Genomic DNA, 25,120 nt, shown 5'->3' with positions numbered 1-25,120 from the left:
CAAGGGCCAGATGCGTACTCGACTCGGTGTACTGACAGTAGTCGCCGTATCCGTGCTGGCTCTCGCGGGCTGCCAGCAGGCTGCGGTCTCAGGCAGCCCACAGCCGGGCAACGGCTCGGCAGGTGCAGATGCACAACCACCTGCCAAACCCGACAGTCAGCCCAGTGCGGATCCCAAAGCTCTGATATCCAACGCCGCAAAGACTACTCGTGAGTCCACTTCGTGCAAGTTCGAATGGAAGGCCGAGGCCAAAGCGGGCGGCGACACTGGTGTCGGTTTCTGGACGAGCACCGGAGCGATGGACTTCAAGAACAACCGCTCCACCATCGAGTCTGTTATGGACATGGGCGGGCCGAAGATGAAACTGGCCATCATCTCCGATGGCACCACCATCTATGTGCGAACTGTCGCCGACGGAGCTCCGCCATCCGCCTGGAAGAAGATGGACATCGGGGAGCTTGAGCAGTCGCTTGGCCAGTTGGGCGGCGACGGAGGAGCTGCTGGCGGCGGCCGGTCACCGGGGCGGGATCCGATGTCGTTCATTGACGAGATCAAGGAAGTCGCGACAGTGACACCGGACGGATCTGACACAGTTCGTGGCGTACCAACGACTCGTTACATCGTCACTGTCGATCCGGCCAAATCTCCGCTCGGCGCGGGCGAGCCGGGGTCGGTGAAGCTGTGGACTGACGCCAAGAACAGGCTTGCTCGCTTCCAGGTGGGGATCTCCGGAGACGGGACGATCATCGCAGACTTCTTCGCGTACGACGAGCCAGTCAAGATCGATGTTCCAGCCGCAGACGAGGTCGAGGGCGGAAACTGAACCCAGGCCCCGATTGCCGTCCCCCAGCCGGTGATCGGTCAGGAGATCACCTCGTCCACGACTATGGACGGGGTGATTTTTCTCGGTGCTGAGCAGGCAACTCCGTGCGGACGGCCCATTCGCACGGACAAGTCCCGCCCAAAACCCCACAAACCCACTCCGAATGGCTACGGTCGAACCCATGACCAACAACCTCACCGAACCCCAAGTCCTCAAGATGATCGTCCTGGCAGAACGGATGCAGTCCTACTGGAGCGCTGTCCAAATCAGAGCTCTGTCGACGTTCGCCGAGTACCGGCCGCCAGGCCGGGCCGGTATCAAACTGGCCGATGGCGCGTACGAAGAGATCGCCGCAGTGCTCAGTCTTTCCATTGCTGCTGCGACAAACCGGCTCATCGAAGCCGAAGAAATGGTCCGCCGCCTGCCCGCAACCGTCACTGCCTTGGAGGAAGGCATTATCGACATGCCGCGGGCAAAAGCCACCGTGCAGGTGACAAAGCCACTGTGCAACGAGGATGCCTCTAAGGTTGAGCAAGCTGTGCTGCGCCACGGCCGTCACACGAGCTGCAAGGAGTACCGGCGTGCACTACGCCGCCAAGCGATGAAGGTCGACCCTGAAGCCGCTGAACGAAAACGAAAGCAGGTACTGGAGGACCGCGATGTCGTGACCCGCAAGGCAGAGGACGGCTCCATGAAGCTCGTCGCGAAGTTCCCGGCGCATGAGACGCAGGCGACCTATAACATGCTGGACAATCTCGCTCATCTGGCAAAGACCGCCGATGACACAAGGACTTTGGCTCAGCGCAGGGCTGACGTACTGCGAGACCTGGTTCTGGGCAAGGACATGGAACGTGTCCGCGTCAATGTGAACGTCACCGTTCCCCTGACAACGTTGATCGGCTTGAACAGGCATCCTGGTGAACTGTCCGAGTACGGCCCGATCACAGCCGAGCAGTGTCGTGAGTTGGCTGGGAACGCCACGTTCCGCCGGCTCGTGACAGACGAATTCGGCCATCTGCTGGAGGTCGACCGAGACAGCCATCCCGCTACTGGCTTCGGTGACGTCATCCGGGTACGAGACAGGACTTGCCGCCAGCCGGGGTGCGCTGTCCCTGCCCGGAAGTGCGACGTCGTCCATGTATCCCGGTGCAAGTCCGACCCCTCGACCTGCGCTCGCGACTGCGGACTGCTGTGCAAGCGACATCGTCTGATGCGTATGCGTACCAACGGTTGGTTGACCACTCAGCCTGTGCCTGGGTACTTCGTCTTCGTGACACCGAGTGGATGCGTCCGGCAAGTGCCAGTCGAGCGACTTGAGGAGCCGGCTGCTTAACGACCTAGCCCCGTTTTCCGCACTGTTGGGCGGCTGCGCCTGTCAGGTTCGAAGGGTTAGTTGGTCTTTTCGGGCCAGGGCAGGGGGATGTCGAGGTGAGCGAGGATGGCGCGTTGGGGAGGGGTGAGGCGGTCGAGGTGTGGGCCGGTGGGGGTGTAGGTCAGGTGCAGGCCGTGGAAGGCGGTGAGGACGGCTCGGCTGGTGGGGATCGCGGCTCGGTGTTCGGGCAGCAGGCCGGGTAGTGGGGTGTCGGGGCCGAGGGCGTGGCGGAGTTCGGCTTCGATGAGCCCGTAGATGAGCAGCGCGATCCCGATGATCGCGATGAGGGCTTCGATCCGGTCGTCGTTGTGCAGGAAGATGGGGCGGACTTTGAGTGTTTGCTTGAGGTCGCGGTGGCGTTGTTCCACGATCCACTGGTCTTTGTAGACGGTGAGCACGTCCAGTGCAGTCAGTTCACGGTTGGGTGGGTCGGGCAGGTTGGTGGCCAGGGCGTAGAGCCCGTCCAGTTGGGCGGCGGCGGTGATGGCGTCGTGGTTGCGCTGCCAGTGGATGCTGGGTTTGCCGTGACGGGCGGGTCCGGTGGTGACGGTGATCAGGTCGGCGATGTGCGGTCCGATGATCTTCGCAACACGGGTGTCGACCTGCGTCTTCGTCTTGTAGTAGCGGCCACCGAGCCCGTTGCGGATCCTGGTCAGCGCGGTTTCGGCGTGGGTCAGGGTGCGTTCGCGTGCCTCGGTAACGGAGGCGGCTTCTTCGCTGGAGTGGATGTAGGCCACGCGCAGCCGGTGCTGCCCGGTCTGGCGGTCGGTGACTGTGAACGGCCGTAGTAGTCCCTTGTAGACGGTTCGACGGTCCGGGGGAAGGTGTTGTTCGCGCTGGGAGCGGTAATCGAGCTCGGCCAGGGCATCGAGGGTGCCTGCGTCGGCGCGGAAGCGCTGGGCCCAGCCGGTGTCGGCGCGTAACGGGACCACGAACCGGGTTGCCGCAGTATCGAGCGCGCACAGGGTGGTCAGGTAGCCCAGGCCGGAGTCGGCGACCGCGACCAGCCCGGCTGGCAGACAGGCGCGCAGTGCGTCCAGGGCCGCGGTGAACGCGGGCAGTTCGTTGGCGGAGCCTTTGTGCGGCCGGAAGTACAGCGATACTCCGGTTGTCGTGGTTGCTTGCAGGGTTTTGACCTGCCGGCCGAAACTGCGATCGGCGGCCCATCCCTTGGCCACCAGCGCCGAATCGGTGTGCCGGCCGGCGAACCGGACCGCGGTCAGATCCAGGTGCAGCCGGGAGGCGTCGGCCACCGCGAAGGTCTCGATCGCGCGGAGGAGTAGTTGGCAGCGGACCTGTTCGGCCACCGGTGCCAGCGCTTCCAGCGCCCGGCCGAGCCGGTCGTCGTTGAGCAGCAACGCCGGGACGCCGATCAGTTCGGCTACCGCTGCGGAGGTGGCCCATCCGGCCACGTCGTAGAGCGGCGCCGGCCCGCACAGCCGGTTGGCGACCAGCGCGGCGATGATCTCCCCGTGGGTGGCCGAGGCCCGTCCCCGCATCGGGGCGGTGTCATCGACGATCTCGGTCAGTCCCAGCCGGTTCAGGTAGTGCGTGACCAGTAGCAGCGGGCCGACCTCGCGGCGGGTGCCGACCGGGGGTGAGTCCAGCCGGGCCAGGCCTGCTACCAGCTGCTCCAACCGGCCCGTGGCGGTCAGCTCGTCCAACCGGCCCAGTTTTGCCACAACGCGCTGCCGCACCTGGCCGTCGACCCGGTGGCCTTCCACCAGTTCCAGGTACTCATACACGCGGTCGCCGCGGCGAACCCGCTTTACCTTCGGGTACATGTTGTCACAACGCTAGCGTAGTTGGCGCCGGAATCGGCTTGCGACACGCCGTATCCGGGTGGCCTCATACATCAAGTTTGTCACAACAGTCCGACTCTCTCGTCGAGACCGCTCCGGGCCCAAACCCGCAGCCTGGAGCCATCCCAGCAACAGGCAGCCACCCCGCTATCCGGTCACGATGCGGAAAACGGGCCTAGCCCAGCTTCACGTGCACGCACAATCGCAGCTGCTCGGTCAACGACCCTCAGTTTGGCGAAGAGCGCCGAGATGTGATTGCTGACTGTCTTCGGCGCGAGGTGTAGTTGCCGCGCGATCACGGCATTGCCGAGTCCTGCGGCGACCAGATCCAGCACCTCTCGCTCACGGCTGGTCAGATCCGGGAATGGTTCTGCGGTGCGTGGGGTGGCAAGCAGGTCCAGCACTCGGTGCGCGACGCTCTGTCCGAAGATCGCTTCACCCGCGGCGACTCCTCGGACCGCGCGCACGATGTCCTCTTGGCCAGCGCCTTTGAGGATGTACCCCCGCGCTCCGGCGCGCATCGCCGACACCACAGACTCGTCGTCGTGGAACATCGTCAAGACCAGCACCGCGACCTCAGGCGCGGACTGCAGCACCTCGCGGGTGGCCGCGATTCCGTTCAAGTCAGGCATCTGGAGGTCCACAAGCAAGACATCCGGCCGGTGCTTCACCGTTTCGTCTACTGCCTCGCGGCCGTTGGTCGCCTCGGCGACAACAGTGATTCCTTCCACAGAGGACAGCAGCGCCCTCAGCCCGCCACGGACGACCGGGTGGTCGTCTGCAAGGACCACCGTCAGGTCCTTCTCCTGAGACAGCGATGTCATGCGCCCTCCGTCCGCGTCGACGGGATCCTGTTTGGCACCCAGTGTGGAACGGACTGACATGGCTTGCATCTATGGATCATCGCGTCAAGCAGCTCCTAGGAACCAGGGGCCTGCCACCCAGATCAACCGGGAAGCCTTCCTGATCGGATCGCCCATGGCGGGCGAACAGGGAACGAGTTGATTGTGCGGTCGTCTTGAAGGATGGCCACTTGGTCGTTCCGCCCCTCGCCTCGGCAGCGGTCCAGTGTATCCCGGCCTCCTGTCGATGATCACTGTGACAGGGAGCCATGGGCAGGAGATCGGAGCCGAGCTACGTGGGTTGCGACGTTGCTAGCCTGCGAAACGAGCCATAGTGGCGAATTTTGTGGCGGTTGGCTTGGGATCGTGGGGCAGTCTGGGGTTCACGATCAAGGTGAGGTCGGACCGCACGCCGAGTTGGTCGAGCAGAGCGAGGTCGTTGCGGATGTAGTGGTGGGTGGCCAGCCGGCCGTCGCGGCCCTCGTAGAAGTGGATCTGCTCGACGTTGACCTGGCGCCGTGTGGGAGCCACGCCAACGATTTCGCCGATGTGTACGCCGGTCAGCCGGACCCTGAGTACCACTGTTGATCCTTCGGCGACGAGGCCGAGTACCTCGGAGCGGGGCTCGTCCAGTGCGGCCCGCAGCCTTCGGACCGCCGTTTTGTAGCCCTCCGGGCCGGGAGGCATGTCCCGTTCGGCGAAGTCTGGCGTGAGCAGCTCGTCCACGCCGGACAGGTCTCCTGTGTTGAAGGCGTGGTTGAGGGCGAGGACGAGGTTCTTGTAGCGCGGGTTGGCCCCAGACCGATCGCTCATGCTGGAAATCCTGCTCCGAGTGCGCCATTCGGCGTATCCGTGGCACTACGGAACTGGCTACGTAGTCTGCGTACTGAAGGAGATTCTGGTTGTGCGCGCAACTTTATGCGGGGACTTGCGTGAGATTGGTGAAGACTGGTTTTCCCTCGGCTTCGGCCTGGGCGACCATCTCGTCTGCGCCTGAGGAGGGGCCGCCGATTCGTAGGACGGCGTCGCAGCGGGACAGCAGTTGGCGGGCGATGGGGTGGAAGATCTCGTCGAACGCTGGGTCACCGATCTCTGTTGAGCCGGCCAATTGGATCAATGGGAGAGCCAGGGACTCGCCGGTTACCGGGAGGTGGCCCGCACGGAACAACTCAAGGGCGGCTTTGTTCATCGCGGCGACGTTGGCGGCCAGTTTGGCTGGATCGTCGTCGGTGCCGGATCGGTATGGGCCCGCGACCAGGATCATCAGGGACATCAAGGCTCCTTGTCAGACGAGTAGTACGTCGACACCGGCGTCGCGGATATCGTTCAGGGTTTCCTGGCCTGAGCCCGGTTCTGGATCGTTGGTCACGAGCTTGTCGACCTCGGCGAGGCCGGCTACGCGGGCGAACGCCCGGACGCCGAGCTTGGTTGAGTCGGCGACCACGATGGTCTGGTCCGCGCGGCACAGGGCTTGTTGCTTGACTGTCGCGTCCTCCATGGAGAACTCTGACCAGCCGAGTTCCTGGTGTACGGCACCGATCGACATGAGGAAGCAGTCGAACCAGAGTTCCTGCAGCATGCGCAGCGTCAGATGGCCGACCAGGCTGCGCTCGCCTGGCCGTGATTCTCCGCCCATGATCAGCAGCCTGATGCCTGGTTTGTCGGCGAGCCGCTCCGCTGCTTGTAGGCTGAGCACTGCGACGGTCAGAGGTGCTCGGGCGGCCAGGCTTCCCGCGAGGGCCACTGCGGTGGTTCCCGCGTCCAGCAAGATTGTCTGACCTGGCTGGATGAGGTCGGCTGCAGCTGCGCCTATCCGTTGCTTTGTGGCCGCTTGCCAGGGTTCGCGCGCTGTGAATCCGGCTTCCTCGGCTGGAGTGGCCAGGGAGACTGCACCACCGCGGACCCGTTGGACCAAGCCTTGTGCCTGGAGTTCGTCCAAGTCGCGGCGGACCGTCATCAGTGAGACGCCCAGCCGGTCGGCCAGCTCGTTCAGCGATATCCGGTCTGCTCCGCGCACCAGGCGCAACGTGAGGTCGAGCCGGTCGGCTATAGCCATGGCTCATTTCTATCATCGCGATGTGAACTTTGATAGATCTTTGTTTGATAGGCGAGGCTGGATGCCGGTGCCTGTTGCTTTGGGTGGACCTCGATTTGGGCTCCGTCCTGGGAAGGGACGGCTTGGCGGCTTGATGTCGCCGTCGTGGCCGAGGGTGCGGTGACTTAATCACCAGCGTCACTAGGATGAGCGGGTGAGAGTGGCGAGCAGAGGCGGCCAGAGGCTGCTGGCGTGTCTGCGAGGGTGTCCGCTGCATGGTGGCGGACAGGTTCGCTGCCCATGACAGGACCGGCGGAACGGGAACTCAACCGGCTTGGGCTGTTCTATGCCGTTGTCATCCGTACCGTCGTTATCGCGTTGTCGAGTCTGACTTCTCTGTTCACTGCCGAGCCGCGTGAACCTGTGCTCGCGGGCCTGGTTGTTCTGGGGTTCAACGCCTGGAACGTGATCTTCGCTGTTCTCATGGTCCGTCGGCGGAGCCACTTGCTTCTGGCCGCGGACCTGGTTGTGGTCGTGGGTGTCTGTCTGGCTCAGGTGTGGACCGCGGCGCCGGAGATGCGGGTCGATCGGGTGAGCTGGGCGCTTGTTGCCGCCTCGATCATCGTGGTCGCGTACCAGTTCTATGCGTCCGCCTTGATCGGTGCTGTGGCTACTGTGGTGATCTTGGCCGCGTATCTCACCGGCGGTGTGGTTGCGAACCTGCAGGACTGGACCTTCGTAGTGCCCATCGGGTCGTGGATCGCAGTCGAGGCGGCTCTCGGCAGGGGCCTCTATCTGTTGGTGCGGCACGGTGGGCGGACTGCTGACCGTCAGTTTGCGCGTGGTGAGCACGTTCGGCGTGAGGCTGCGGTGGCGACGGCGCGGCGGGCGGACGAGCGGGAGTACTTGGCGGCGTTGCATGACACCGCGTCGGCCACGTTGCTGATGGTCGGAGCCGGGGTTGCGAGTCGTCCTGAGACATGGCTCGCTGAGCAGGCCACCCGTGACCTCGAGGTCATTAGCGGGCACACCGACCCGGCCGACGGCGAAGTCGATCTGGTCCCGATGCTGCGCCATGTTGTCGAGCATGTCCCGCTGCGGATCGGTTGGGACCTGCCTGGGGCGGTGACGATGCCCGCCGTCGTGGCTGTGGCGTTGTGCCGTGGTGCACGTGAGGCGTTGACCAACGTGGTGAGGCACGCGGGTGTGGACGCTGCAGACGTCGCGGTGTGTCGTGATGAGGGCCTGGTCGTGGTGCGTGTCCGAGACCAGGGCAAGGGGTTCGATCCGGCGCTGACTGCGGGGCATGGGTACGGCGTGACTGGCTCGCTTGTTGAGCGGATGGGCCGGATGGGTGGTCGTGCTGTGGTGAAGAGCGCCCCTGGGCTGGGTACCGAGATTGTTCTGGAGTGGCCCGATGAACGCGCCTGAGTATGGCGTCGGCCACGCCGAGAACGTCGCGATGAAGTACATGCACGGGCTGCGGTGGAGCTCGGCGGTGATCAGTCTCGTGGTCCTGTATGGACTTGAGCTGCCGAAGCTGCTGGCCAATTGGGATTCCTACCGGCCGGTCCAGGTTCAGGTGCTGGTGATGGCCGTGCTCACTATCGTCCCGGTGCTGGGGGCGTTCGACCGGGTGCTGCGGCATTGGCGTTGGCCGCTGATCGCTATTGTGCTTGTTGCCTCCGTTGTGGCGACGCTGACTGTTGCTCCGGTCGATCGCTTGGGGACGGCGCATTGGTCGGGTGGTGTCGTTGGGTGGCCGTTGGTTCTGCTGGCGCTGGATCGTCACGCGAGCCTGTTCGCTGGGCTACTGGCGGCGCACTACCTGCCTGCGTTCGCTCTCGCGATCTTTGATGGGCCGGCTGATGTCACGTTCGCTGGCGCGGTGAACACCACGGTCATCACCTCGGCTTTCCAGGTGGCGGTCATTTTGTTCGCCAATGCGTTGCGGCGGGTGGCTCTCTTCGTGGCCCAAGTGGCTCGTGAGGAGGAGCAGGTGCGGACCGGTGAGGCAGTCGCGGACCAACTGCACGCCGACCGCAAGGATCGGTACGCCGCGCTGGGTGAGACAACGGCGCCTCTGTTGGCTGGGTTGGCGTCTGGTGCGCTCGATCCGGGTGACGAGTCGGTGCGGCGGGTGTGTGCGATTGAGGCTGCGCGGATGCGGAGGCTCTTCGGGGACGCCTCCGTGGGGCCTGATCCGTTGGTGGACGAACTGATGGCGTGTGTCGGCCTGGCTGAGCGAAACGGGGTCTCGGTACGGTTCTCGGAGCGGGGCGATCGGCCGTCTGTGCCCATGGCGATGCGCCGGCTGCTCACCGAGCCTGCTGTCGCGGTGCTCGCCACGGCTCGTGGTGATGTCCGGCTCACTGTTGTGGGCGCGGGCGAAGAGGTGACCGTGAGCGTTGTCGCTGAGGCCGTGCCGTATGCCGTACCGACGGTGGACAACGAAGAGATCACCACTTCCACCGTGGTGACTGGGGATCGGTTGTGGGTGCAGGCGACCTGGAGGGGCCGCGGATGACGAGCATCGTGGTGGTGGACGACCATCCTGCTGTGGTCGCGGGGGTACGGGCGTGGTGCCAGGCCGCCGAACCGCCGATCGAGGTGCTGGACTCAGGGGCGAGCGTGTCCGTGGCGTGGCTGGATCCGGGCGATCGGGCCGATGTCGTCGTGCTCGACTTACAGCTGGACATCACCGGTCCGGCGTACGGCGATCTCAAGCGGCTGGTCGACGCCGGACGCCAGGTGGTCGTCTACACGATGCGGGAGGACCGTGAGACGGCACTGACCTGCCTGGATATCGGGGCCTTCACGTATCTCACGAAGGCCGAAGGCGAGGACCACCTCGTCGCGGCGATCCAGGCCGCCGCGAGCAACACCCCGTACACGCCGCCGGCTCTGTCCGGGGCGCTTGGCACGGATACGCGTGCGAACCGGCCGAAGCTCACGCAGCGGCAGATCGACGTACTCCTTGAATGGTTCCACTGTGAGTCCAAGGAGATGGTGGCTCAGAAACTGAACCTCACCGTGAGCACTGTCAACGGCTACCTCGACCGGGTCCGGGTGAAGTACGCCAACGTCGGCCGGGAGGCGCCGACGAAGGCCGCGTTGGTCGCGCGGGCGATCCAGGACGGGATTGTCCGAGTCGACGAGCTGTGACCCCTGGCACCGCCGGTGAGCCATGAGGGGCGATTGACTGTCAACCTCTCCTCGGCAGACGGCCTACCCTGCAGGTCAGCGATCCAATGGGGAGGAGATCCATGGCCGCCAGCGGGATCCCGGTCGGCGTGATCGAGGACCATCCGTTGTACCGTGCAGCGGTCGCGCAGCTGCTGGCGGACGAGCCGGATCTTGAGCTGGACGCGGTCGCGGGGTCGGTCGCTCAGTTCGCGGCCCACCGCCAGAGCCAGTCCGGGGTCGTCGTGCTTGACCTGCGGCTTCCTGGGGTGCAAGGCGCGTCCGCAGTCGTCGAGGTGGTCAGCATGGGGTACCGGGTTCTGGTGCTCTCAGCGTACTCCGGGCGGACCGAGGTGCTGGGTGCCATGGCTGCTGGGGCGAGCGGATACATGTCGAAGGATTCCGACGGCTCCGAGATAGTGCACGCGGTGCGGCGAATCGCGGGTGGCAACAGTTATGTCAGCCCGATGCTGGCTGCGCACGTTCTGGACGCTCTCCCGGGCCGGGACAACGGCCTGGCGATCGAGCTGTCCATGCGTGAGCGGCAGGTGCTCTCGTTGGTCGCGGCCGGGGAGCGGGACCAGGACATCGCGGAGGCCTTGGACATCAGCATCCGGACGGTCCGCTCGTATCTGGACCGGATCCGGGACAAGACAGGGCAGCGGAGGCGCCCTGAGCTGACCAGGTACGCGATTGAGAAGGGCGTTGCGTACGTGCACCCGGTCGCGCAGACCATGCCGGTGTGAGCGATGGAGATCCTGGTCGCGGTGCTGTCAGCCGGGTTTGTCGGCGTTGTCGCCTATATGACCGGCGTGCGGCGTGGTCGTGTGGCGGAGCGTCGGGAGCTCAACCGGTACATCCACGACACCGTCCTGCAAGCGCTGGAAGCCATGGCGATGCGTACGCCCTCGGATTCGATCGACGCGAAGGCGAAACTCGCGGAGTTCCGGAACATCGCCAGGGCCCAGGCCGCCGCGTTGCGCCGTGGTTTTGACGAGCAGGCGGGTGGGCGGCTCATTGACGAGCTCGCCGCCATGGCCACGGATATGGCGCGCGACGGGCTGAGGGCTCAGCTCGTGATGGCGGATATCGACGACGGGTTGTCTGACGCGAGGCGCAAGGCCGTCCGTGAGGCGACCAGGGAGGCCCTGCGCAACACGTTGAAGCATGGGCAGACCACGCAGGTGACGGTCCGGGTGGAGGAGCGCGATGGTGGGATCGCGGTGACTACGAGGGACCACGGGGTGGGCTTCGATATGAGCCAGCAGACGCGGGGCTTCGGGATCAAGGAGTCCATCATCGGCCGGCTCGGGCAGGTCGGCGGCCATGCCGACATCGTTTCCCGGCCCGGTGGCGGTACCCGGGTGACTCTGTGGGTGCCCAGATAGTTCAGGGGCTGGCGAGTTTGCGCAGCCGCAGGCCGAGCGCGATCAGGACCACGCCGTAGATCAGCGAGAACACCCCGATGAACGACGCGATCGCGGCGGCTCCCAGGGCGGGCCACAGCAGCACCAGGACGCCGAAGACCGCCGAGAGCAGGCCGGCCAGGCCGAGTAGGAGCTCGCCCTGGATCTGCTTGCGCAGGCGGATCGCGGCGGCGATTTCGGCGATGCCGGTGACCAGGGCCCAGGCTCCGACCAGGATCGCGAGCGCCGCGGCGGTGATGCCGGGCCACACGATCGCGATGAGGCCCGCTGCGATGCCGAGGACTCCGCCGAAGACGCGCATGCCTCGGTTGGACTTGTCCGGGTTGCGGAAGGCGTCCATCAGCAGGCCGACGCCGTCGACCAGTACGTAGACACCGAAGACCAGGGCGAGTGCCACGGCGGTGATGCCTGGCCACACCAGGGCGAACACACCGAACAACACCGCCAGGCTCCCGCGGAGGACCACCACGCCCCACGCTCGCCGCAGGTCGATGACGAGCATCGAAGGGTTCGGATCAACGCTGCTCATGGTCGCACCTCCTGGTGATTTGCGGACATTGTCACCCCACGTGACCGGGTATGCACAGTGGCTCGGCGGTAAAAATCCGCCGGCGGCTCTCTGACGGCGCCTATTCAGTGGACAAGCGGAATCATGGGTCCGTATAGTTTTAGCGGAGGGATGATTCCGGTTGTGAGGAGTGATGGAGTGACCAGTCCGCGGGAAGTGGTCGAGAAGTTGATCAAAGGGCTCTCTGGCGGAGCCTGGGATGAGTTGGCCCAGCTGTATGCCGAGGATGCGGTGGTCGAGCATCCGTACGCGGAGTCAGGGCCTTCGCGTATTGAGGGGCGCGCGGTGCTTCATGAACGGTTCATGGGTGCGTACGTGCGGCCGTTCGAGCTGAGCGCACACAATCTGGTGATCCGTCAGACCGACGACCCTGAAGTTGTGGTCGTCGAATATGACTACGAGGTCCGGATGCCCAAGACTGGCAAGGGCTTCCGGACGGCCAACATCCTGGTGGTCCGTGTGCGGGACGGCCTGATCGTGCACTCGCGGGACTTTCACGACCATCGAGCGTTCGCGGCGGCGGTTGAAGCGGCCTAGTGGGTCTGCGGATTCCGTTGGGTGGCAAGGCGTCTGGGCACGCGACAACTAGGTTGGCGATGCAGGAGCCTTGGGGCAGCTGACTTTGACCGGGCAGTCGCTCGGCGGGCTCACAGCGTGTGGGCCTGCCGAGCCTGGCGAAAGTGGTTGTGGCGCATGGGCCGGCTGCCGGGTAAGTGATCTTGGGCGGCCGTCGGCCCCCTGACATCCAGCCTACTGATGGGGTCTGACAGGAATGGGGTGTTGAGGGTGGGAGCGCTCGATCGGGTGAGGGGGAAGGGTTTAGTGGGCTGGTGGGGTGGTTGGTGCGCTCACTGATGGGTCATGAGGGGGTCTGGCCGTCGCGCCAGGTTGCGTTGTAGCGCTGTTTCTCCGCTTCCTTCAGGGCGTGGCGGACTTGGGAGGCGTATTCGTCGGGGAATCCGTGGCGGGTCACCCGGCTGTCCACGCTGTGGGTGCTGAAGATCAGGGAGTAGTAGACGCCCGCGTAGACGCCCAGCGCCAGGCCGAGCAGAACTATGGTCGGGGAGAAGTCCAGGATCACGGCCAGCAGCACGTAGAGCGCCGCCAGGATCGGCAGCATGAACACCAGGCGTCTGATGACGTGCCGGACCAGCCAAGTGGGCGCTGTGGCGTCGTGCAGTACCCATTCGCGGTAGCGGTCGGGCAGTTTGCCGCCCACCGCGTACCAGAGCCATAGCAAAGGGTTCGGCCGTTTCACAGCCATGGGGTACCACCTCCGTGCCGGGGCGACACGTCCTAGTAAACAGCGTCGCCTGGCTCTAGTGTGCGCCTACGCTGCTTGCGACCTGCGTCACGGTGATCATGTTGGTGTCAAAGGGATGGAAAGCCGGACAATGAACGTTGCCTGCCTGCAAGCCGTAGTCGTGCGACGTCCTGCCGATTCCGTCAGTCGAAATTGTTCCGCTTGTGGAAAGCTCCAAGTAATCTGTCAGTACCGGTGGGCCAGGCCAAAAGGTAACGTTGCGGCAACGCTACCCGGCTGCAGGGCTGCCCGGCCGTCGAATGACCTTCGTCACGGGCCCGCAACGGCCGGCTGTTCGGCGACGCGGCTCGGATTTCCGACACCGAGTCAGGTCGTAACACGCCGGCCGCCGGGCGTGTACGAAGTGGCCGAAATCGTCGGCCGCCCAGGACAAAGAGGCGTCGCCGGTGGCGGTCACCCCGGTGTTATTCGCCGACCTGCCCGTCGGCGAACTCGCGGAGTACGTCAAGGTGTCCCACATGCCGGGCGGTCTCCTGGACGACGTGCGTCAATATCCAGCGAACCGTGCGGTCCTGATCCCGGAACTTCAGTTTCGCTTTGTCGGAAGCGGTCATTCCGGTCAGCGCCGAGGCCGACAGGGCCCATTCCCGCTGATATGCCGAGACCACGCTCGCCGGTGTTGCGTCTGGCGCGACCTCGAAGTCCGAGTCCGGTGCGCCACCGTCGTCCCACCACAGCGTGGGCAGGTCGGACCCGCCTCCGACCTTGGAGATCCACCATCGTTCCACCGCGGTCAAGTGCTGGATGACGCCCAGGATGCTCATCTTCGGAGATGTCGGCCACGGTGTTCGGACCGCTTTGGACCGGTCCAATCCGGCCGCCTTGTTCACGACTGTGACACGCAGGAAAGTCAGAAACTCGAACAGCAGCTGAAGTTCGTCTACGGCGTCTTCCGACGGCCAGGAACGTTTCTGCACTTCAACGGATTCTCTCGAACTGGTGTTCGCCACGGGGATAGCCTACGGCACGCCCAAAAGGGCGATTGACGCTCCCCCTGGCAACAGCGACTCTTTTTCTTAGGCGGTCGTCGCCGGTGCCGGTTCGCGGGGAGCCCACCGTGCGCGCCCAGAGGGAGGCTCGCATGAAGAGTCTGGGATGGGAAGCGTCGATACCGCCTTTGCCGGATCACCCGGAATTGAGTCATTCACTCGCATAGCTAGAACCCCTTTTCCCTTTTCGTGACCTGGGACCGGTCGCCCCACAAGGGCGACGGCCCTGGGTTACGCACACCCCAAATGAAAGGGGGAGGCGATGAAACAGACGGCACCCGTCAGCACTGCGATCGTCTTCGTGCTGGCCCTCAACCTCAGACCCGCCGTGACCAGTCTCGGAGCCGCCCTCGAGGACGTCTCGCTGGCACCTGGAATGACCGCGGCGGTAGGTGCGGTTCTTGTCGCATTGCCTTTGTGGGCCAGCGGATTCGGAGGATGGATAACTCCCTGGTTGAGAGCCCGGATCGGCATCCACCGCGCGGTCTCGTGGGCCTTGGTGATTCTCGGGATTTCCCTGATCGTCCGGGTGCAAAGCGGTCCTGACGTGCTGCTGGCCGGCACCGCGATGGCCTGCCTGGCGATCGCCGTGGTCGGAACAGTCCTTCCTGTCCTGGTGCAGCCGGCATCCTCGCGTACCAAAGCGAGTTTCACGCTGGCGCTCGGCACGGGCAGCACGATAGGTGCGCTGGTCACGCCCACTTTGGTCGCCGCGTTCTCGTGGCAGTTCGCCTTGGCGGGCTGGGCATTGCTCGCCTTGGTGACCCTCCAGGTGTGGCAGCGCGCGCCGCGGTCCAGCATGGTCATCATGGCCCGTGCGTTGAGCCCGCGGCAGCTGTTTCATTCCCGTGTGGCCTGGCACCTGACCCTCTATTTCGGACTGGTCTCCACCCTGACGTTCCTGATCATGGGCTGGCTGCCTGCGATTTTGCGGGATGCCGGGATCTCGGCGGGGTACGCCGGATTCTGCCTGGCGCTCTCGATGGCGATGGGCCTGCCGATGATGTGGCTGGTTCCGTTCGGTGTCCACAGGATGCGCAGACCAGGCATTTTGGTCGTTCTGCTGGCGGCGCTGAACGGGGTTGGCGTAGTCGGCCTGCTGGTCGCGCCTGCGGTCATGCCGTGGCTGTGGTCGACCGGGCTCGGCCTTGGCATGGGCGGTCTCGCGATGGCGCTGACCACGATTTCCGCTCGGGCGGCCGGGAATCCGGATATCACGACCGCACTGTCCGGGATGGTCCAGGGACTGGGCTACTTCCTCGCCGGGGCGGGTGCGCTGGCCTGCGGCCTGGTGCACAGTGCCACCGGCAGCTGGGAACTACCGCTGATCATGGCTTTGGTTGTCCTCTGTGGACAAGTCTGGTCCGGCGTGCGGGCGGCCAGGCCGATTGTGGTGGCACCGAGGCCGCTGGCCGAGCTGGAGCCGGCCAAGCCGAAGCCCGACTTGACGCACCTGAACAACGGGGTTCGCGTTACCGCACAAGCCAAGCCGGAACCCTTGAACAACGGCGTACGGGTTACCGCGAACGGCGATTGGGAGTCGGTCAGGCCGGAACCGGCGCATCCGACGAACGGTGTACGGGTCACGGCGCACCTCGAGGCCCAGCCGACGAATGGCTTCCGGGTCAAGGCAATGCCTGATCCTGACGTGACCCAGCCGGTCAGCGGTGTCTGGGTCGCCGCGGTGGACGACCTGGAATCGATCAAGTCGGAGCTGGTCCAGCTGACGAATGGCGTGCGGGTCACGGCGACGGATGAGCCGGAGCCGGACTTGAGTCCTGTGTCGAATGGTGTGCGGGCAGCTGTCACGGGTGAGTCGGAGTCGGGTCGGGCGCATCTGTCCGATGGGGCAGGGGATTCAGAGGTCACGGAGCCGGATCTGTCCAATGGGGTACGGGTTACGCCATCGGCTGACACGGGGCCGGAGTCGGACTTGGTGCCTGCGACGAACGGGGTGCGGGTCACCGGTGAGATGGAGCCTGTTCAGTTGGAGCTGGATCTGATTCTTCTGGCCAATGGGGTCCGCATCACCGGGATGGATGAGACTGAGCCGGAGTCCGACTTCGTGCCTCTGGCCAATGGGGTGCGGGTCACCGCGGTGGTCGATGCCTCGATTCCGTTGCCGCGCCAACCTATGGTGGGGCCGGTGCGTCCGGTTGCCCTGCCTGCTGAAACGGCCAATCAGGAGGGTTGAGATCGGTCAGTCGGCGGCGCGGCGGTAGTCACCGCTGCGGCCGCCGGACTTGGCCTCCAGTCTGATGTCGCCGATGGTCATTTCCTTGTCGGCGGCCTTGCACATGTCGTAGACCGTCAGGGCTGCGACGCTTACCGCGGTCAGGGCTTCCATCTCGACGCCGGTTTTGCCTGTCACCGAGGCTGTGGCGGTGATTGTCAGGGTGCCTGGGCCGGTGGGGTCCAGGTTGACCTCGACGCTGTCGAGGCCGAGGGGATGGCAGAGGGGGATCAGTTCGCCGGTCTTCTTGGCGGCCATGATCCCGGCGATCCGGGCGGCGGCGAGGACGTCGCCTTTGGCGATGCCGCCGGACGTGATCAGCGCCAGCGTTTCCGGCTTCATGACCACGGCACCGGAAGCGACCGCGCGCCGGGCGGTCACCGGCTTGCCGCCCACGTCGACCATTCGCGCCCGGCCCGCTGAGTCAAGGTGGGTCAGCGACATTTCATCCTCCGCGGGTGTGCATTTCCAGGTGTGGGTCGCGTTTCAGGCTTTCCAGGCTCACGAACACCTGCCCGTTGGCACGTTCGGACACCCTTTCCACGGCGCCGCGGTCACGTCGCTGCTGCCAGACCCCGGTGATCAGATCGCGCAGTTCGTCGTGGGACGCACCCGACCGCAGCGGGGTCCGCAGATCTGTTCCGGTCATCGCGTACAGGCAACGCAGCCACATCCCGTCGGCGGTCAGCCGGCTGCGGTCACAAGTCGCGCAAAACGGCTGAGTGGTCGACGAGATGATGCCGAAAACAGTTCCGTCCGGCAACCGGAAACGATCCGCGGGTGCCGTATCGTTCTTGCGAAGTTCTTCACAGGAACCGTATTCCTGCGAAAGGGTTTCCAGAATTTCCGCCCGGGAGAAGACTTTTTCCGGTGTCCATCCGGTGGCGCCGCCGACGTCCATATACTCGATGAACCGGACCTCCGCCGACACCGACTTGCCGAACTCGATCAACTCGGCCAGTTCGTCGGAGTTGAAGCCGCGCAGCACCACGGTGTCGATCTTCAGGTCGGTCAGCCCGGTGGCCACGGCCGCGTTGATCCCGGCCAGCACCTCGCCGTGCGTGCCGCGCCTGGTCATCGAGGTGAACCGGTCCGGCCGCAGGGTGTCCAGGCTGATGGTCAGGCGGTGCAGCCCGGCCTCGCGTAGTGACTCGGCGTGCCGCGCGAGCAGGACGCCGTTGGTCGTCATCGCGAGGTCCTTGACGCCCGGCAGGCCCGACAGCCGCCGGACGAGTTCCGGCACGTCCCGCCGCAGCAGTGGTTCGCCGCCGGTGAGCCGGACCTTGTCGGCGCCCAGTGAGACGAAGACCTCGGTGAGCTGCTCGATCTCCTCGAACGTCAGCAGGTCCTGCCGCGGTAACCAGGCGTACTCCTCCTCAGGCATGCAGTACCGGCACCGCAGGTTGCACCTGTCGGTGAGCGATATCCGCAGCGCGCCCATCGGGCGGCCGAACACATCGACTGGAGAGCCGTCCACACCCGAGGCTAACACTCCCGCGCGGCCGTGAGCGCGATCATTCATTTGTCTAGACCACTCAATTAAGGCATGTCCGGCGTTCCCGGTTGCCGATTGACAAGCAGCGCTGGCAGGTGGTGTGATCCTGCTTACTGTTAGGAAACTTTCCTATTCATTTACCGGCAGACAACCTACCCAGCAGACGCCGCCGCCCCCAAACCCTGCAGGAGGCACAAGTGGCACGATCAAGATGGGTCGCAGCGGCCCTCAGCCCGGCGCTGATAACGACAGCGATAGCCGGGGCCGTGTTCAGCGTTCCGCAGACCGCGTCCGCCGCGCCGGTGACGTACCAGTCGGAGAACGCGACGATCTCCCAAGGCGTGGTCGAGTCCAACCACGCGGGCTTCACCGGCACCGGGTTCGTCAACTTCGACAACGTGACCGGCAGCTACGTCGAATACACGGTCAACGCCGCACAAGCGGGCACGCACTCGCTGACGTTCCGGTACGCCAACGGAACCACGGCGAACCGGCCGGTGAACGTCACCATCAACGGCAATCCAGGGGTCTCGAACCTGGCCTTCCCCGGCACCGGCGCCTGGACGAGCTGGCAGTCCGTCACCACCAACGTGACGCTCGCCGCCGGCGACAACGTGATCCGCACGACCGCGACCACCGCCAACGGCGGGCCGAACGCGGACTCGCTGACGGTCGACTCCACCACCGGAAACCCGCCTCCGACCGGCACTCCGGTGGAGATCAACGGCCAGCTGCATGTCTGCGGCACCAAACTCTGCAACGAGCGCAACCAGCCGATCCAGCTGCGCGGCATGAGCACGCACGGAATCCAGTGGTACGCCCAGTGCATCAAGACCGCTTCGCTGGACGCGCTGGCCAACGACTGGAACGCCGACATCTTCCGGATCTCGATGTACATCCAGGAAGGCGGCTATCAGACCAACCCGCGCAAGTTCACCGACCTGGTGCACGGCTACATCGAGGAAGCCACCAAGCGCGGCATGTACGCCCTGGTCGACTGGCACCAGCTGTCGCCGGGCGACCCGAACTACAACACCGCGCGGGCCAAGACGTTCTTCACCGAGATCGCCCAGCGGCACAAGGACAAGAAGAACATCATCTACGACATCGCCAACGAGCCCAACGGGGTCAGCTGGGCCAATGTCAAGCGCTACGCCGAGGAAATGATCCCGGTGATCCGCGCGCAGGATCCTGACGGTGTGGTGTTCGTCGGCACGCACGGCTGGTCGACCTTCGGTATCTCCGACGGCAAGAGCGAGACCGAGGTCTTCAACAACCCGATCAACGCCACCAACTTCATGTACACGTTCCACTTCTACGCGGCCTCGCACAAGGACAGCTATCTCAACGCGTTGTCCCGGATCGCCGACCGCGTCCCGGTTTTCGTGACCGAGTTCGGCACGCAGACCTCCAGTGGTGACGGCGGCAACGACTTCACCATGTCGCAGCGGTACATCGACCTGATGGCCAGCAAGAAGATCGGCTGGACGAACTGGAACTTCTCCGACGACGAGCGCTCCGGCGCGGTGTTCAAGGAGGGAACCTGCTCCGGCAACAACTTCACCGGCACAGGCCCGCTCAAGCCCGCTGGTGTGTGGGTGCGCGACCGCGTCCGTAGCCCGGACAACTTCCCAAGCTGACTGGCGCACCCCTCCGAAGCCCCGTGAGCGCCACCACGCTCACGGGGCTTCCCCTTAGGGGCAATGATTCAGGAATTCAGGGGCAGGTCATACCTGAGTCGGTAGCCGTGCACGGCGCGTGTTGGCAGGGTCGGTTGCCTCCAACAGGATTGGGAGGGACAACTCTTGCAAGCGATCACGCGCGCGTTCGGGGTTGCGCTCGTCAGCGGTGCTCTGGTGCTCAGTGCCGGGCTGACAAGCGCTCAAGCAGCGGAGATCGAGGCTGTTCAAGTCGCGGCCATCGACTGGAAACCATGTCCTGAGGACGCTACTGCCGACTGCGGCACACTGCGTCTGCCGATCGACCACCGCAAGCCGTCAGGGGAGAAGTTCGACCTCGCAGTGGCTCGCCGCAAGGCGACCGATCCGGCCAAGCGAGCCGGGATCATGCTGATCAACCCGGGTGGACCGGGTGGATCTGGCGTCAATTTCGCCCTTTCGGCCAAGAACTACTTCAGCGCCGACATCCAGTCGCGCTTCGACATCATCGGCTGGGACCCGCGTGGTGTCGCGCGCAGCCAGCCGGTGAAGTGCTCGCTGGAGCTGCTGAACAAGGCTCCGACCACCTATCCGGCCAACCAGGCCGAATTCGACGCGATGACCAAGTTCAACCGGGAGCTGCGCGACGACTGCCGCAAGCGCAGCGGCCCGATCGCCGACCACGCCGACACCGGCGCGACCATCCAGGACATGGACGCGATCCGGCGTTCCCTGGGCGAGAAGAAGATCAACTATTACGGCGTGTCGTACGGCACGCTGATGGGCCAGCAGTACGCCGAGCGGTACGGCGACAAGATCCGGGCGATGGTCATCGACAGCAACATGGACCACAGCCTGGGCACATGGGGTTTCGCCACGACCGAGGCGGCCTCCGCGGAGAGCTCGTTCAACGAGTGGGTGAAGTGGTGTGACCGCACGGTTTCCTGTGCGCTGCACGGCAAGGACGTCGCCAAGGTATGGGATGGCCTGCTCGCCAAGGCAGATCGCGGTGAGGTGACCGATCCCAGCGACCCGACGGTCAAGGTGACCGCTCGCGACATCATCAACCAGGCGTTCGGCGCGTTCTACGGCCCGGACTTCAAGCCGCTGACCGATTTCGTGGTCGCGCTCGACTCCCAGAAGCCGGTCGGAAAGCCGGCCTTCGCCGCCGATCAGGAAGTCGGGTTCGTGTTCCAGGCGGCGTTCTGTGGCGACTGGAGCCTGCCGATCCGCAGCTTCGGCGAGTACAAGGCGTTGGAGGCCACCGAGAACGCGCTGGCACCGCACATGCGGGGCGGTTCGTTGGGCCACACCGCGATCACCGCGTGCACCGGCCTGCCGGAGAAGGTCAACAACCCGCAGCACCGGCTGGACATCGACAACGCGCCGGAGATCCTGATGCTGAACTCGTTGTACGACCCGGCGACGGCGTACGCGTGGGCTGTCAACGCACACCGGCAGTCCAGGGACACCACTGTGCTGCTGACCTACGAAGGCTGGGGTCACGGCGTGTACGGCCGCAGCGAGTGCACCACGGTCCAGATCGACAACTACCTGGCCACGCTCAAGGCGCCCAAGGACGGCGCCCGGTGCGAGGCCGTGGAACCGCCTGCGACCGCGGCTCTCAGCGCTGAGCAGACCCAGCGTCCGGCTGGGCCCAAGCCAGGCATTCCGGGCTGGGCTCGTTAGTCGAGATAGCAACACGTGACTCGGCGGGGTCGCCTGCCCGCCGAGTCACGTGCGTGGTCCTTACAGCCAGCCGATCCGGTCGGCGAGCGCGTTCTCCATCCGCTGCGCGGTTTTCGCTGTCGAGCCGCGCGAGCTTACCCGGTCAAGTACCGACGCCCATTCCAGGATGATCGTGGCAACGGTTTCGGCTTCCCGTTCCTGCTCGGTGTCGTACGACGATCGCCGCAGCGCACGGCGCACAGCGTCGGGCGAAAGGTCCGGATACTGCGCGCGCAACGCCTCCGGGGCGACGTCCGGATACAGCTCGCCGAGCAGGGCATCGTCTTCTTCATCGCTGTGGTGACCGGCCAGAACATGGCCCAGCTCGTGCAGGATGATGTGGTCCTGGTGGGATTTCGAGGTCTGCAGCTGGTACAGGATGTAGTCGGCGCGGTCGGTGGCGATCCAGACGCCGAACGGCCCGGGAACCGGAATCGGGTGCGCCACCAGGTTGATCGGCCGACCGCGTTGCGCGCCGACCCGGCGGCACAGCTCGGCGACCTCCAGCGGCGGGCGGATGTCCAGCTGCCGCAACATGTCGCGGCAGCGTTTGCGCAGCTCGCGTTCCCGCATCACTGGTCCCTCGGCTGGCGTTTGGTCTGTTCCAGCTGGTAGACCACGTCCAGCAGATCCATCACCTGCTTGCGGCCCTTGGCCGAGAGCTCGCCCGCGCGCATCGCCATCAGCTGGACGTCGGTACTGCCCGCGATCCTGGTCAGCCGGTCCTGCTCGGCCTTGAGCGCCGAGAGCTGCCGGTTGACGCGGTCGGTGACGTCGTCGTCGAAGAAGTACGCGGCAGGCACGCCGAAGAAGTCCGACAGTGCCTGCAGATGGCGCAGTGTCGGGTTGTCCTTCTTGGCTTTGCGCAGCTGCCAGATGTAGCTCTGCGAGATGGTCACACCATTCGCCGAGATGGCCGCGGCCACCTGCTCGTTGCTGTACTCGTGGCCGGCGTGCGGCCGGACCGTTTCGAACAGGTGGTTCAGTTTCTCGGCCAACCGGTTGCTCACCTGGTCAGACATCCGAGGTACTCCTAAAGCGGCGAGGGTGACTGCTGTGAAAGCCTAGGGGCCGAAGCCGTCTGACACCAGTCTGTGGACAGGTCATGACATGATCGCCTTCATGCTCCGGATCGGAATTCTCGGCGCGGCGAGGATCGCACCGGCCGCGTTGATCAGCCCGGCGAAGACTTCGCCGGAGGTCCAGGTTACGGCCGTGGCGGCGCGTGACACTGCCAAAGCACATGAATTCGCTGCCAAACACGACATTCCGACCGTGCACGACGGGTACGACGAACTGATCGCCGACCCGTCGATCGACGCGGTGTACAACCCGTTGCCCAACGGTCTGCACGGCCGCTGGACGATGGCCGCACTGGCCGCGGGGAAACACGTGTTGTGCGAGAAACCCTTCACTGCCAACGTGGTCGAAGCGCAGGCGGTCGCCGATGCGGCCGAGAGCAGCGGCCTGGTCGTGATGGAGGCGTTCCATTACCGGTACCACCCGATGGTCAAACGGGCGGTCGAGATCATGCGCAGCGGCGAACTCGGGACGATAGAACGGATCGACGCCGCGCTGGCGTTCCCCCTGCCGAAATTCTCCGACATCCGGTACAACCTCAGTCTCGCCGGTGGCGCACAGATGGACGCCGGATGTTATCCCGTCCACCTCGTGCGGTCACTGGCCGGCAGTGAACCCGAGGTGATGTCGGCGAAAGCCAAGCTGCACAAGCCGAATGTGGACCGCGCGATGCAGGCCGAGCTGGTGTTCGACGGCACATACCCGGCAAACGTGTCATGTTCGATGTGGTCCAGTTCGCTTTTGCGTGTGTCTGCGTCTGTTTACGGCTCGGCCGGGCTGCTGAGTCTCACAAATCCGATCGCGCCTCAGGTCTGGCACCGGCTGACGGTCGTGACCGACGGGCACAAACGGGTCGAACGGTTCGACAAACGGCCCACTTACGCATACCAGTTGGACGCGTTCGCGGCGGCGGTGTTGCGGGACGAACCGACGCTGACGCCGCCCGCTGATTCCGTCGCGAACATGGCGGTCATCGACAAGATCTACATCGCCGCAGGTCTCAAACCCCGGTCACCCACTGAATAGTCCGGCCGGAATCATGGTGCCAGTGCGAACAACCGGGTCGCGTTGCCGCCGAACAGGGCTTCCAGCGCGGGATCGGGCAGGCCGGAGGCACGCCATTCGGCCAGGGCCCGTCGCGGGGCCATGACCGGCCAGTCCGTGCCGTACAGCACCTGGTCTTTCAGGACGTTGGGCATCATCGTGAACAACGTGTCCCAGCCGGTGCCCGGCCTGGCGACGTACTTCGGCGCCAGGCCACCGAATTCCAGATACACGGTGGGGTGACGACGGGCCACCGCGCAGAATTCCGTGACCCACGGCCAGCCCGCGTGACAGGCGATCAGCTTCAGATCGGGGAAGTCGCACGCGACCTGGTCGAGCAGTTCAGGGCGTTCGTGGCGGATCGGATGCATTCTGGAATAGGTGACTCCGGTGTGCAGTGCGACCACCAGGCCGAGTTCCTCGGCGCGGGCATAGACCGGATACAGCAGGCGATCGTCGATATCGAGGCCGATGAACGCCGGCTGCAGGCTGACACCGCGTAGCCCGAGGTTCGCGATGCCGGCGACCTGGCGGGCCATCACACTGGGGCGCAACGGTTTTGTGTCGACTGTGCCGATACCGGTGAACCTGTTCGGGTGATCGGCGATGACTTTGACGAGTGACTCGTTGAGTCGTCCGGCGGGCTCGGCGGTCTCCGTCTCGGCGTGCATCACCGCGTGGGCGATGTTCTCGGCCCGCATTGTCTCCAGCAGATTCGGGAGTGTGCCGGCGTTGACCTTGTCGCTGAGTTGCAGGACCCGGTCGTACTGCTCGGTCTGGAGCGCGGGGGAGTCGTAACTCTGTTGCGGGCGCAGGTGCTGTGGCAGGCGGACACGGGCATCGACGATCCTCATGCGTCCTCCTCGGGTTCGGACTCCAGGCGTGGAACGACCACTCCCGGCTCGTACTCCGTGCGGTCCACCGGGCGGGAGCCCACCATCCGGCACGCCAGTTCGGCGAACCGGTCCTGTAAACCGGCCACCGTCAACCGGCCGCCCGGCCGGTACCAGTTCGCGACGCCATTGCACATCTCCATCACGGCAAGCCTGGTGATGGACAAGTCGGTGATGTGGAACTGCTGCTTCGCGCCGCGCCGCAACACATCCCGGAACAGGCCTTCGTACTCGTGGCGGATCGCGAGGATCTCGGTGTGGTTGTCACCGGTGAGGGAGTGCACTTCCCGGTCGGTGACCTTCGCGGTCAACGGATTGATCGCCTCGACCGCGACATGCGCACGCACCAGCCGCACCAGTTGGACAGCAGGATCCTCGGTCGGTGCAAGCGCTTCCCTTCCCGCGCGGAGAATCTCGTGCAGGCAGTCGCGCATCACCGTGACCAGCAGTTCTTCCTTGCCGCCCGCGTAGTGGTAGAGCGTCGCCGAGTTCAGGCCCGCGCCGCGGCTGATCTCCCGGATACCGGTGGCCGCGAAACCATGGTCCGCGAACAGCCGTACGGCGGTCCGCTGGATCCTGCCGAGACTCGACACTCGCGCTCCTCCATCGACCCGATGTGCCTCG

26 protein-coding genes are annotated in these 25,120 nt (G+C 65.0%); 12 read left to right on the top strand and 14 right to left on the bottom strand.

Annotated elements, in window-relative coordinates; all coding sequences use genetic code 11:
* Positions 1 to 10 precede the first annotated feature (10 nt).
* Both JOF56_RS02330 and JOF56_RS02325 read left to right on the top strand, forming a co-directional pair.
* Positions 11 to 823 (top strand): SCO4651 family lipoprotein, encoded by an 813-nt coding sequence (locus tag JOF56_RS02330; protein WP_209633908.1) that lies wholly within the window; start codon positions 11 to 13, stop codon positions 821 to 823.
* A 181-nt stretch (positions 824 to 1,004) separates the two neighbouring features.
* Positions 1,005 to 2,156, top strand: a complete 1,152-nt coding sequence (locus JOF56_RS02325; protein WP_209633906.1) for a DUF222 domain-containing protein — start codon at positions 1,005 to 1,007, stop codon at positions 2,154 to 2,156.
* Between the two features lie 56 nt (positions 2,157 to 2,212).
* Here the strand turns inward: JOF56_RS02325 and JOF56_RS02320 are convergent, their stop codons facing one another.
* From JOF56_RS02320 to JOF56_RS02300, 5 genes are all read right to left on the bottom strand, one after another.
* Complete coding sequence (locus JOF56_RS02320; protein WP_209633904.1) at positions 2,213 to 3,979, bottom strand: IS1634 family transposase; 1,767 nt, start codon at positions 3,977 to 3,979, stop codon at positions 2,213 to 2,215.
* Between the two features lie 173 nt (positions 3,980 to 4,152).
* Complete coding sequence (locus tag JOF56_RS02315) at positions 4,153 to 4,821, bottom strand: response regulator (RefSeq protein WP_209633902.1); 669 nt, start codon at positions 4,819 to 4,821, stop codon at positions 4,153 to 4,155.
* A 330-nt stretch (positions 4,822 to 5,151) separates the two neighbouring features.
* Positions 5,152 to 5,652, bottom strand: a complete 501-nt coding sequence (locus JOF56_RS02310; RefSeq protein WP_209633900.1) for an ester cyclase — start codon at positions 5,650 to 5,652, stop codon at positions 5,152 to 5,154.
* A 103-nt stretch (positions 5,653 to 5,755) separates the two neighbouring features.
* Positions 5,756 to 6,112 (bottom strand): DUF4406 domain-containing protein, encoded by a 357-nt coding sequence (locus JOF56_RS02305; protein WP_245378121.1) that lies wholly within the window; start codon positions 6,110 to 6,112, stop codon positions 5,756 to 5,758.
* A 12-nt stretch (positions 6,113 to 6,124) separates the two neighbouring features.
* Positions 6,125 to 6,895 carry a DeoR/GlpR family DNA-binding transcription regulator gene (locus tag JOF56_RS02300; RefSeq protein ID WP_209633898.1) on the bottom strand — a complete coding sequence of 257 codons (771 nt, stop codon included), beginning with the start codon at positions 6,893 to 6,895 and terminating at the stop codon, positions 6,125 to 6,127.
* A gap of 279 nt (positions 6,896 to 7,174) precedes the next feature.
* On the opposite strand from JOF56_RS02300, the gene JOF56_RS02295 reads away from it, so the two are divergent.
* The 5 genes from JOF56_RS02295 (at position 7,175) to JOF56_RS02275 (ending at position 11,445) form a co-directional block, all read left to right on the top strand.
* A complete protein-coding gene (locus tag JOF56_RS02295; RefSeq protein ID WP_209633896.1) occupies positions 7,175 to 8,305 on the top strand; it encodes a sensor histidine kinase in 1,131 nt (376 codons plus the stop codon).
* A complete protein-coding gene (locus JOF56_RS02290; RefSeq protein WP_209633894.1) occupies positions 8,292 to 9,401 on the top strand; it encodes a hypothetical protein in 1,110 nt (369 codons plus the stop codon). The genes JOF56_RS02295 and JOF56_RS02290 overlap by 14 nt, the downstream gene beginning before the upstream one ends.
* Positions 9,398 to 10,039 (top strand): response regulator transcription factor, encoded by a 642-nt coding sequence (locus JOF56_RS02285; protein ID WP_209633892.1) that lies wholly within the window; start codon positions 9,398 to 9,400, stop codon positions 10,037 to 10,039. The genes JOF56_RS02290 and JOF56_RS02285 overlap by 4 nt, the downstream gene beginning before the upstream one ends.
* 101 nt (positions 10,040 to 10,140) lie before the next feature.
* On the top strand, positions 10,141 to 10,803 hold the full coding sequence (locus tag JOF56_RS02280; RefSeq protein WP_209633890.1) for a response regulator: 663 nt from the start codon (positions 10,141 to 10,143) through the stop codon (positions 10,801 to 10,803).
* Between the two features lie 3 nt (positions 10,804 to 10,806).
* A complete protein-coding gene (locus tag JOF56_RS02275) occupies positions 10,807 to 11,445 on the top strand; it encodes a sensor histidine kinase (protein WP_209633889.1) in 639 nt (212 codons plus the stop codon).
* A 1-nt stretch (position 11,446) separates the two neighbouring features.
* Here JOF56_RS02275 and JOF56_RS02270 read toward each other — a convergent pair whose 3' ends face one another.
* On the bottom strand, positions 11,447 to 12,013 hold the full coding sequence (locus tag JOF56_RS02270) for an HdeD family acid-resistance protein (RefSeq protein WP_245378120.1): 567 nt from the start codon (positions 12,011 to 12,013) through the stop codon (positions 11,447 to 11,449).
* Between the two features lie 177 nt (positions 12,014 to 12,190).
* Between JOF56_RS02270 and JOF56_RS02265 the strand changes: the two genes are divergently transcribed.
* A complete protein-coding gene (locus JOF56_RS02265; RefSeq protein WP_209633887.1) occupies positions 12,191 to 12,589 on the top strand; it encodes a nuclear transport factor 2 family protein in 399 nt (132 codons plus the stop codon).
* 322 nt (positions 12,590 to 12,911) lie between these two features.
* Here JOF56_RS02265 and JOF56_RS02260 read toward each other — a convergent pair whose 3' ends face one another.
* Both JOF56_RS02260 and JOF56_RS02255 read right to left on the bottom strand, forming a co-directional pair.
* Entirely contained in the window at positions 12,912 to 13,316 is a 405-nt protein-coding gene (locus JOF56_RS02260) for a DUF5313 family protein (protein ID WP_209633885.1), read from the bottom strand.
* A 464-nt stretch (positions 13,317 to 13,780) separates the two neighbouring features.
* Positions 13,781 to 14,293, bottom strand: a complete 513-nt coding sequence (locus JOF56_RS02255; protein WP_307854884.1) for a DinB family protein — start codon at positions 14,291 to 14,293, stop codon at positions 13,781 to 13,783.
* Positions 14,294 to 14,627: 334 nt separating this feature from the next.
* Here JOF56_RS02255 and JOF56_RS02250 point away from each other — a divergent pair, with 334 nt between their 5' ends.
* The gene (locus JOF56_RS02250; protein ID WP_209633881.1) at positions 14,628 to 16,559 is read left to right on the top strand and encodes an MFS transporter; all 1,932 of its coding nucleotides are present in this window, start codon (positions 14,628 to 14,630) and stop codon (positions 16,557 to 16,559) included.
* Between the two features lie 6 nt (positions 16,560 to 16,565).
* On the opposite strand, the gene moaC is transcribed toward JOF56_RS02250, so the two are convergent.
* Both moaC and moaA read right to left on the bottom strand, forming a co-directional pair.
* Positions 16,566 to 17,042 (bottom strand): cyclic pyranopterin monophosphate synthase MoaC, encoded by a 477-nt coding sequence (moaC, locus tag JOF56_RS02245; RefSeq protein WP_209633879.1) that lies wholly within the window; start codon positions 17,040 to 17,042, stop codon positions 16,566 to 16,568.
* Position 17,043: 1 nt separating this feature from the next.
* The gene (moaA, locus tag JOF56_RS02240; protein ID WP_209633877.1) at positions 17,044 to 18,075 is read right to left on the bottom strand and encodes a GTP 3',8-cyclase MoaA; all 1,032 of its coding nucleotides are present in this window, start codon (positions 18,073 to 18,075) and stop codon (positions 17,044 to 17,046) included.
* A gap of 215 nt (positions 18,076 to 18,290) precedes the next feature.
* Here moaA and JOF56_RS02235 point away from each other — a divergent pair, with 215 nt between their 5' ends.
* A complete protein-coding gene (locus tag JOF56_RS02235; protein WP_307854883.1) occupies positions 18,291 to 19,733 on the top strand; it encodes a cellulase family glycosylhydrolase in 1,443 nt (480 codons plus the stop codon).
* A 165-nt stretch (positions 19,734 to 19,898) separates the two neighbouring features.
* On the top strand, positions 19,899 to 21,440 hold the full coding sequence (locus tag JOF56_RS02230; protein ID WP_209633875.1) for an alpha/beta fold hydrolase: 1,542 nt from the start codon (positions 19,899 to 19,901) through the stop codon (positions 21,438 to 21,440).
* Positions 21,441 to 21,500: 60 nt separating this feature from the next.
* On the opposite strand, the gene JOF56_RS02225 is transcribed toward JOF56_RS02230, so the two are convergent.
* Complete coding sequence (locus tag JOF56_RS02225; protein ID WP_209633873.1) at positions 21,501 to 22,052, bottom strand: hypothetical protein; 552 nt, start codon at positions 22,050 to 22,052, stop codon at positions 21,501 to 21,503.
* Positions 22,052 to 22,501 carry a helix-turn-helix domain-containing protein gene (locus tag JOF56_RS02220; protein ID WP_209633871.1) on the bottom strand — a complete coding sequence of 150 codons (450 nt, stop codon included), beginning with the start codon at positions 22,499 to 22,501 and terminating at the stop codon, positions 22,052 to 22,054. The genes JOF56_RS02225 and JOF56_RS02220 overlap by 1 nt, the downstream gene beginning before the upstream one ends.
* 100 nt (positions 22,502 to 22,601) lie before the next feature.
* Between JOF56_RS02220 and JOF56_RS02215 the strand changes: the two genes are divergently transcribed.
* Positions 22,602 to 23,585, top strand: a complete 984-nt coding sequence (locus JOF56_RS02215) for a Gfo/Idh/MocA family protein (protein WP_209633869.1) — start codon at positions 22,602 to 22,604, stop codon at positions 23,583 to 23,585.
* Between the two features lie 11 nt (positions 23,586 to 23,596).
* On the opposite strand, the gene JOF56_RS02210 is transcribed toward JOF56_RS02215, so the two are convergent.
* Positions 23,597 to 24,457 carry an amidohydrolase family protein gene (locus tag JOF56_RS02210; protein ID WP_209633866.1) on the bottom strand — a complete coding sequence of 287 codons (861 nt, stop codon included), beginning with the start codon at positions 24,455 to 24,457 and terminating at the stop codon, positions 23,597 to 23,599.
* On the bottom strand, positions 24,454 to 25,089 hold the full coding sequence (locus JOF56_RS02205) for a TetR/AcrR family transcriptional regulator (protein WP_209633864.1): 636 nt from the start codon (positions 25,087 to 25,089) through the stop codon (positions 24,454 to 24,456). The genes JOF56_RS02210 and JOF56_RS02205 overlap by 4 nt, the downstream gene beginning before the upstream one ends.
* Between the last annotated feature and the right edge of the window lie 31 nt (positions 25,090 to 25,120).

It is taken from the genome of Kibdelosporangium banguiense (assembly GCF_017876405.1).
In the GTDB taxonomy this organism is placed as follows: domain Bacteria; phylum Actinomycetota; class Actinomycetes; order Mycobacteriales; family Pseudonocardiaceae; genus Kibdelosporangium; species Kibdelosporangium banguiense.
This window is presented reverse-complemented; position numbering and strand designations above follow the sequence as displayed.

Bases quoted from the DNA above. Each gene is read 5' to 3' on its own strand.
- JOF56_RS02325 (WP_209633906.1), top strand. From the start codon at position 1,005: ATGACCAACAACCTCACCGAACCCCAAGTCCTCAAGATGATCGTCCTG.
- JOF56_RS02210 (WP_209633866.1), bottom strand. From the start codon at position 24,457: ATGAGGATCGTCGATGCCCGTGTCCGCCTGCCACAGCACCTGCGCCCG.
- JOF56_RS02295 (WP_209633896.1), top strand. From the start codon at position 7,175: ATGACAGGACCGGCGGAACGGGAACTCAACCGGCTTGGGCTGTTCTAT.
- JOF56_RS02275 (WP_209633889.1), top strand. From the start codon at position 10,807: ATGGAGATCCTGGTCGCGGTGCTGTCAGCCGGGTTTGTCGGCGTTGTC.
- JOF56_RS02310 (WP_209633900.1), bottom strand. From the start codon at position 5,652: ATGAGCGATCGGTCTGGGGCCAACCCGCGCTACAAGAACCTCGTCCTC.
- JOF56_RS02330 (WP_209633908.1), top strand. From the start codon at position 11: ATGCGTACTCGACTCGGTGTACTGACAGTAGTCGCCGTATCCGTGCTG.
- JOF56_RS02220 (WP_209633871.1), bottom strand. From the start codon at position 22,501: ATGTCTGACCAGGTGAGCAACCGGTTGGCCGAGAAACTGAACCACCTG.
- JOF56_RS02280 (WP_209633890.1), top strand. From the start codon at position 10,141: ATGGCCGCCAGCGGGATCCCGGTCGGCGTGATCGAGGACCATCCGTTG.
- JOF56_RS02250 (WP_209633881.1), top strand. From the start codon at position 14,628: ATGAAACAGACGGCACCCGTCAGCACTGCGATCGTCTTCGTGCTGGCC.
- JOF56_RS02315 (WP_209633902.1), bottom strand. From the start codon at position 4,821: ATGACATCGCTGTCTCAGGAGAAGGACCTGACGGTGGTCCTTGCAGAC.
- JOF56_RS02305 (WP_245378121.1), bottom strand. From the start codon at position 6,112: ATGTCCCTGATGATCCTGGTCGCGGGCCCATACCGATCCGGCACCGAC.
- JOF56_RS02285 (WP_209633892.1), top strand. From the start codon at position 9,398: ATGACGAGCATCGTGGTGGTGGACGACCATCCTGCTGTGGTCGCGGGG.
- moaC (WP_209633879.1), bottom strand. From the start codon at position 17,042: ATGTCGCTGACCCACCTTGACTCAGCGGGCCGGGCGCGAATGGTCGAC.
- JOF56_RS02300 (WP_209633898.1), bottom strand. From the start codon at position 6,895: ATGGCTATAGCCGACCGGCTCGACCTCACGTTGCGCCTGGTGCGCGGA.
- JOF56_RS02290 (WP_209633894.1), top strand. From the start codon at position 8,292: ATGAACGCGCCTGAGTATGGCGTCGGCCACGCCGAGAACGTCGCGATG.
- JOF56_RS02215 (WP_209633869.1), top strand. From the start codon at position 22,602: ATGCTCCGGATCGGAATTCTCGGCGCGGCGAGGATCGCACCGGCCGCG.
- JOF56_RS02260 (WP_209633885.1), bottom strand. From the start codon at position 13,316: ATGGCTGTGAAACGGCCGAACCCTTTGCTATGGCTCTGGTACGCGGTG.
- JOF56_RS02320 (WP_209633904.1), bottom strand. From the start codon at position 3,979: ATGTACCCGAAGGTAAAGCGGGTTCGCCGCGGCGACCGCGTGTATGAG.
- JOF56_RS02225 (WP_209633873.1), bottom strand. From the start codon at position 22,052: ATGCGGGAACGCGAGCTGCGCAAACGCTGCCGCGACATGTTGCGGCAG.
- JOF56_RS02270 (WP_245378120.1), bottom strand. From the start codon at position 12,013: ATGAGCAGCGTTGATCCGAACCCTTCGATGCTCGTCATCGACCTGCGG.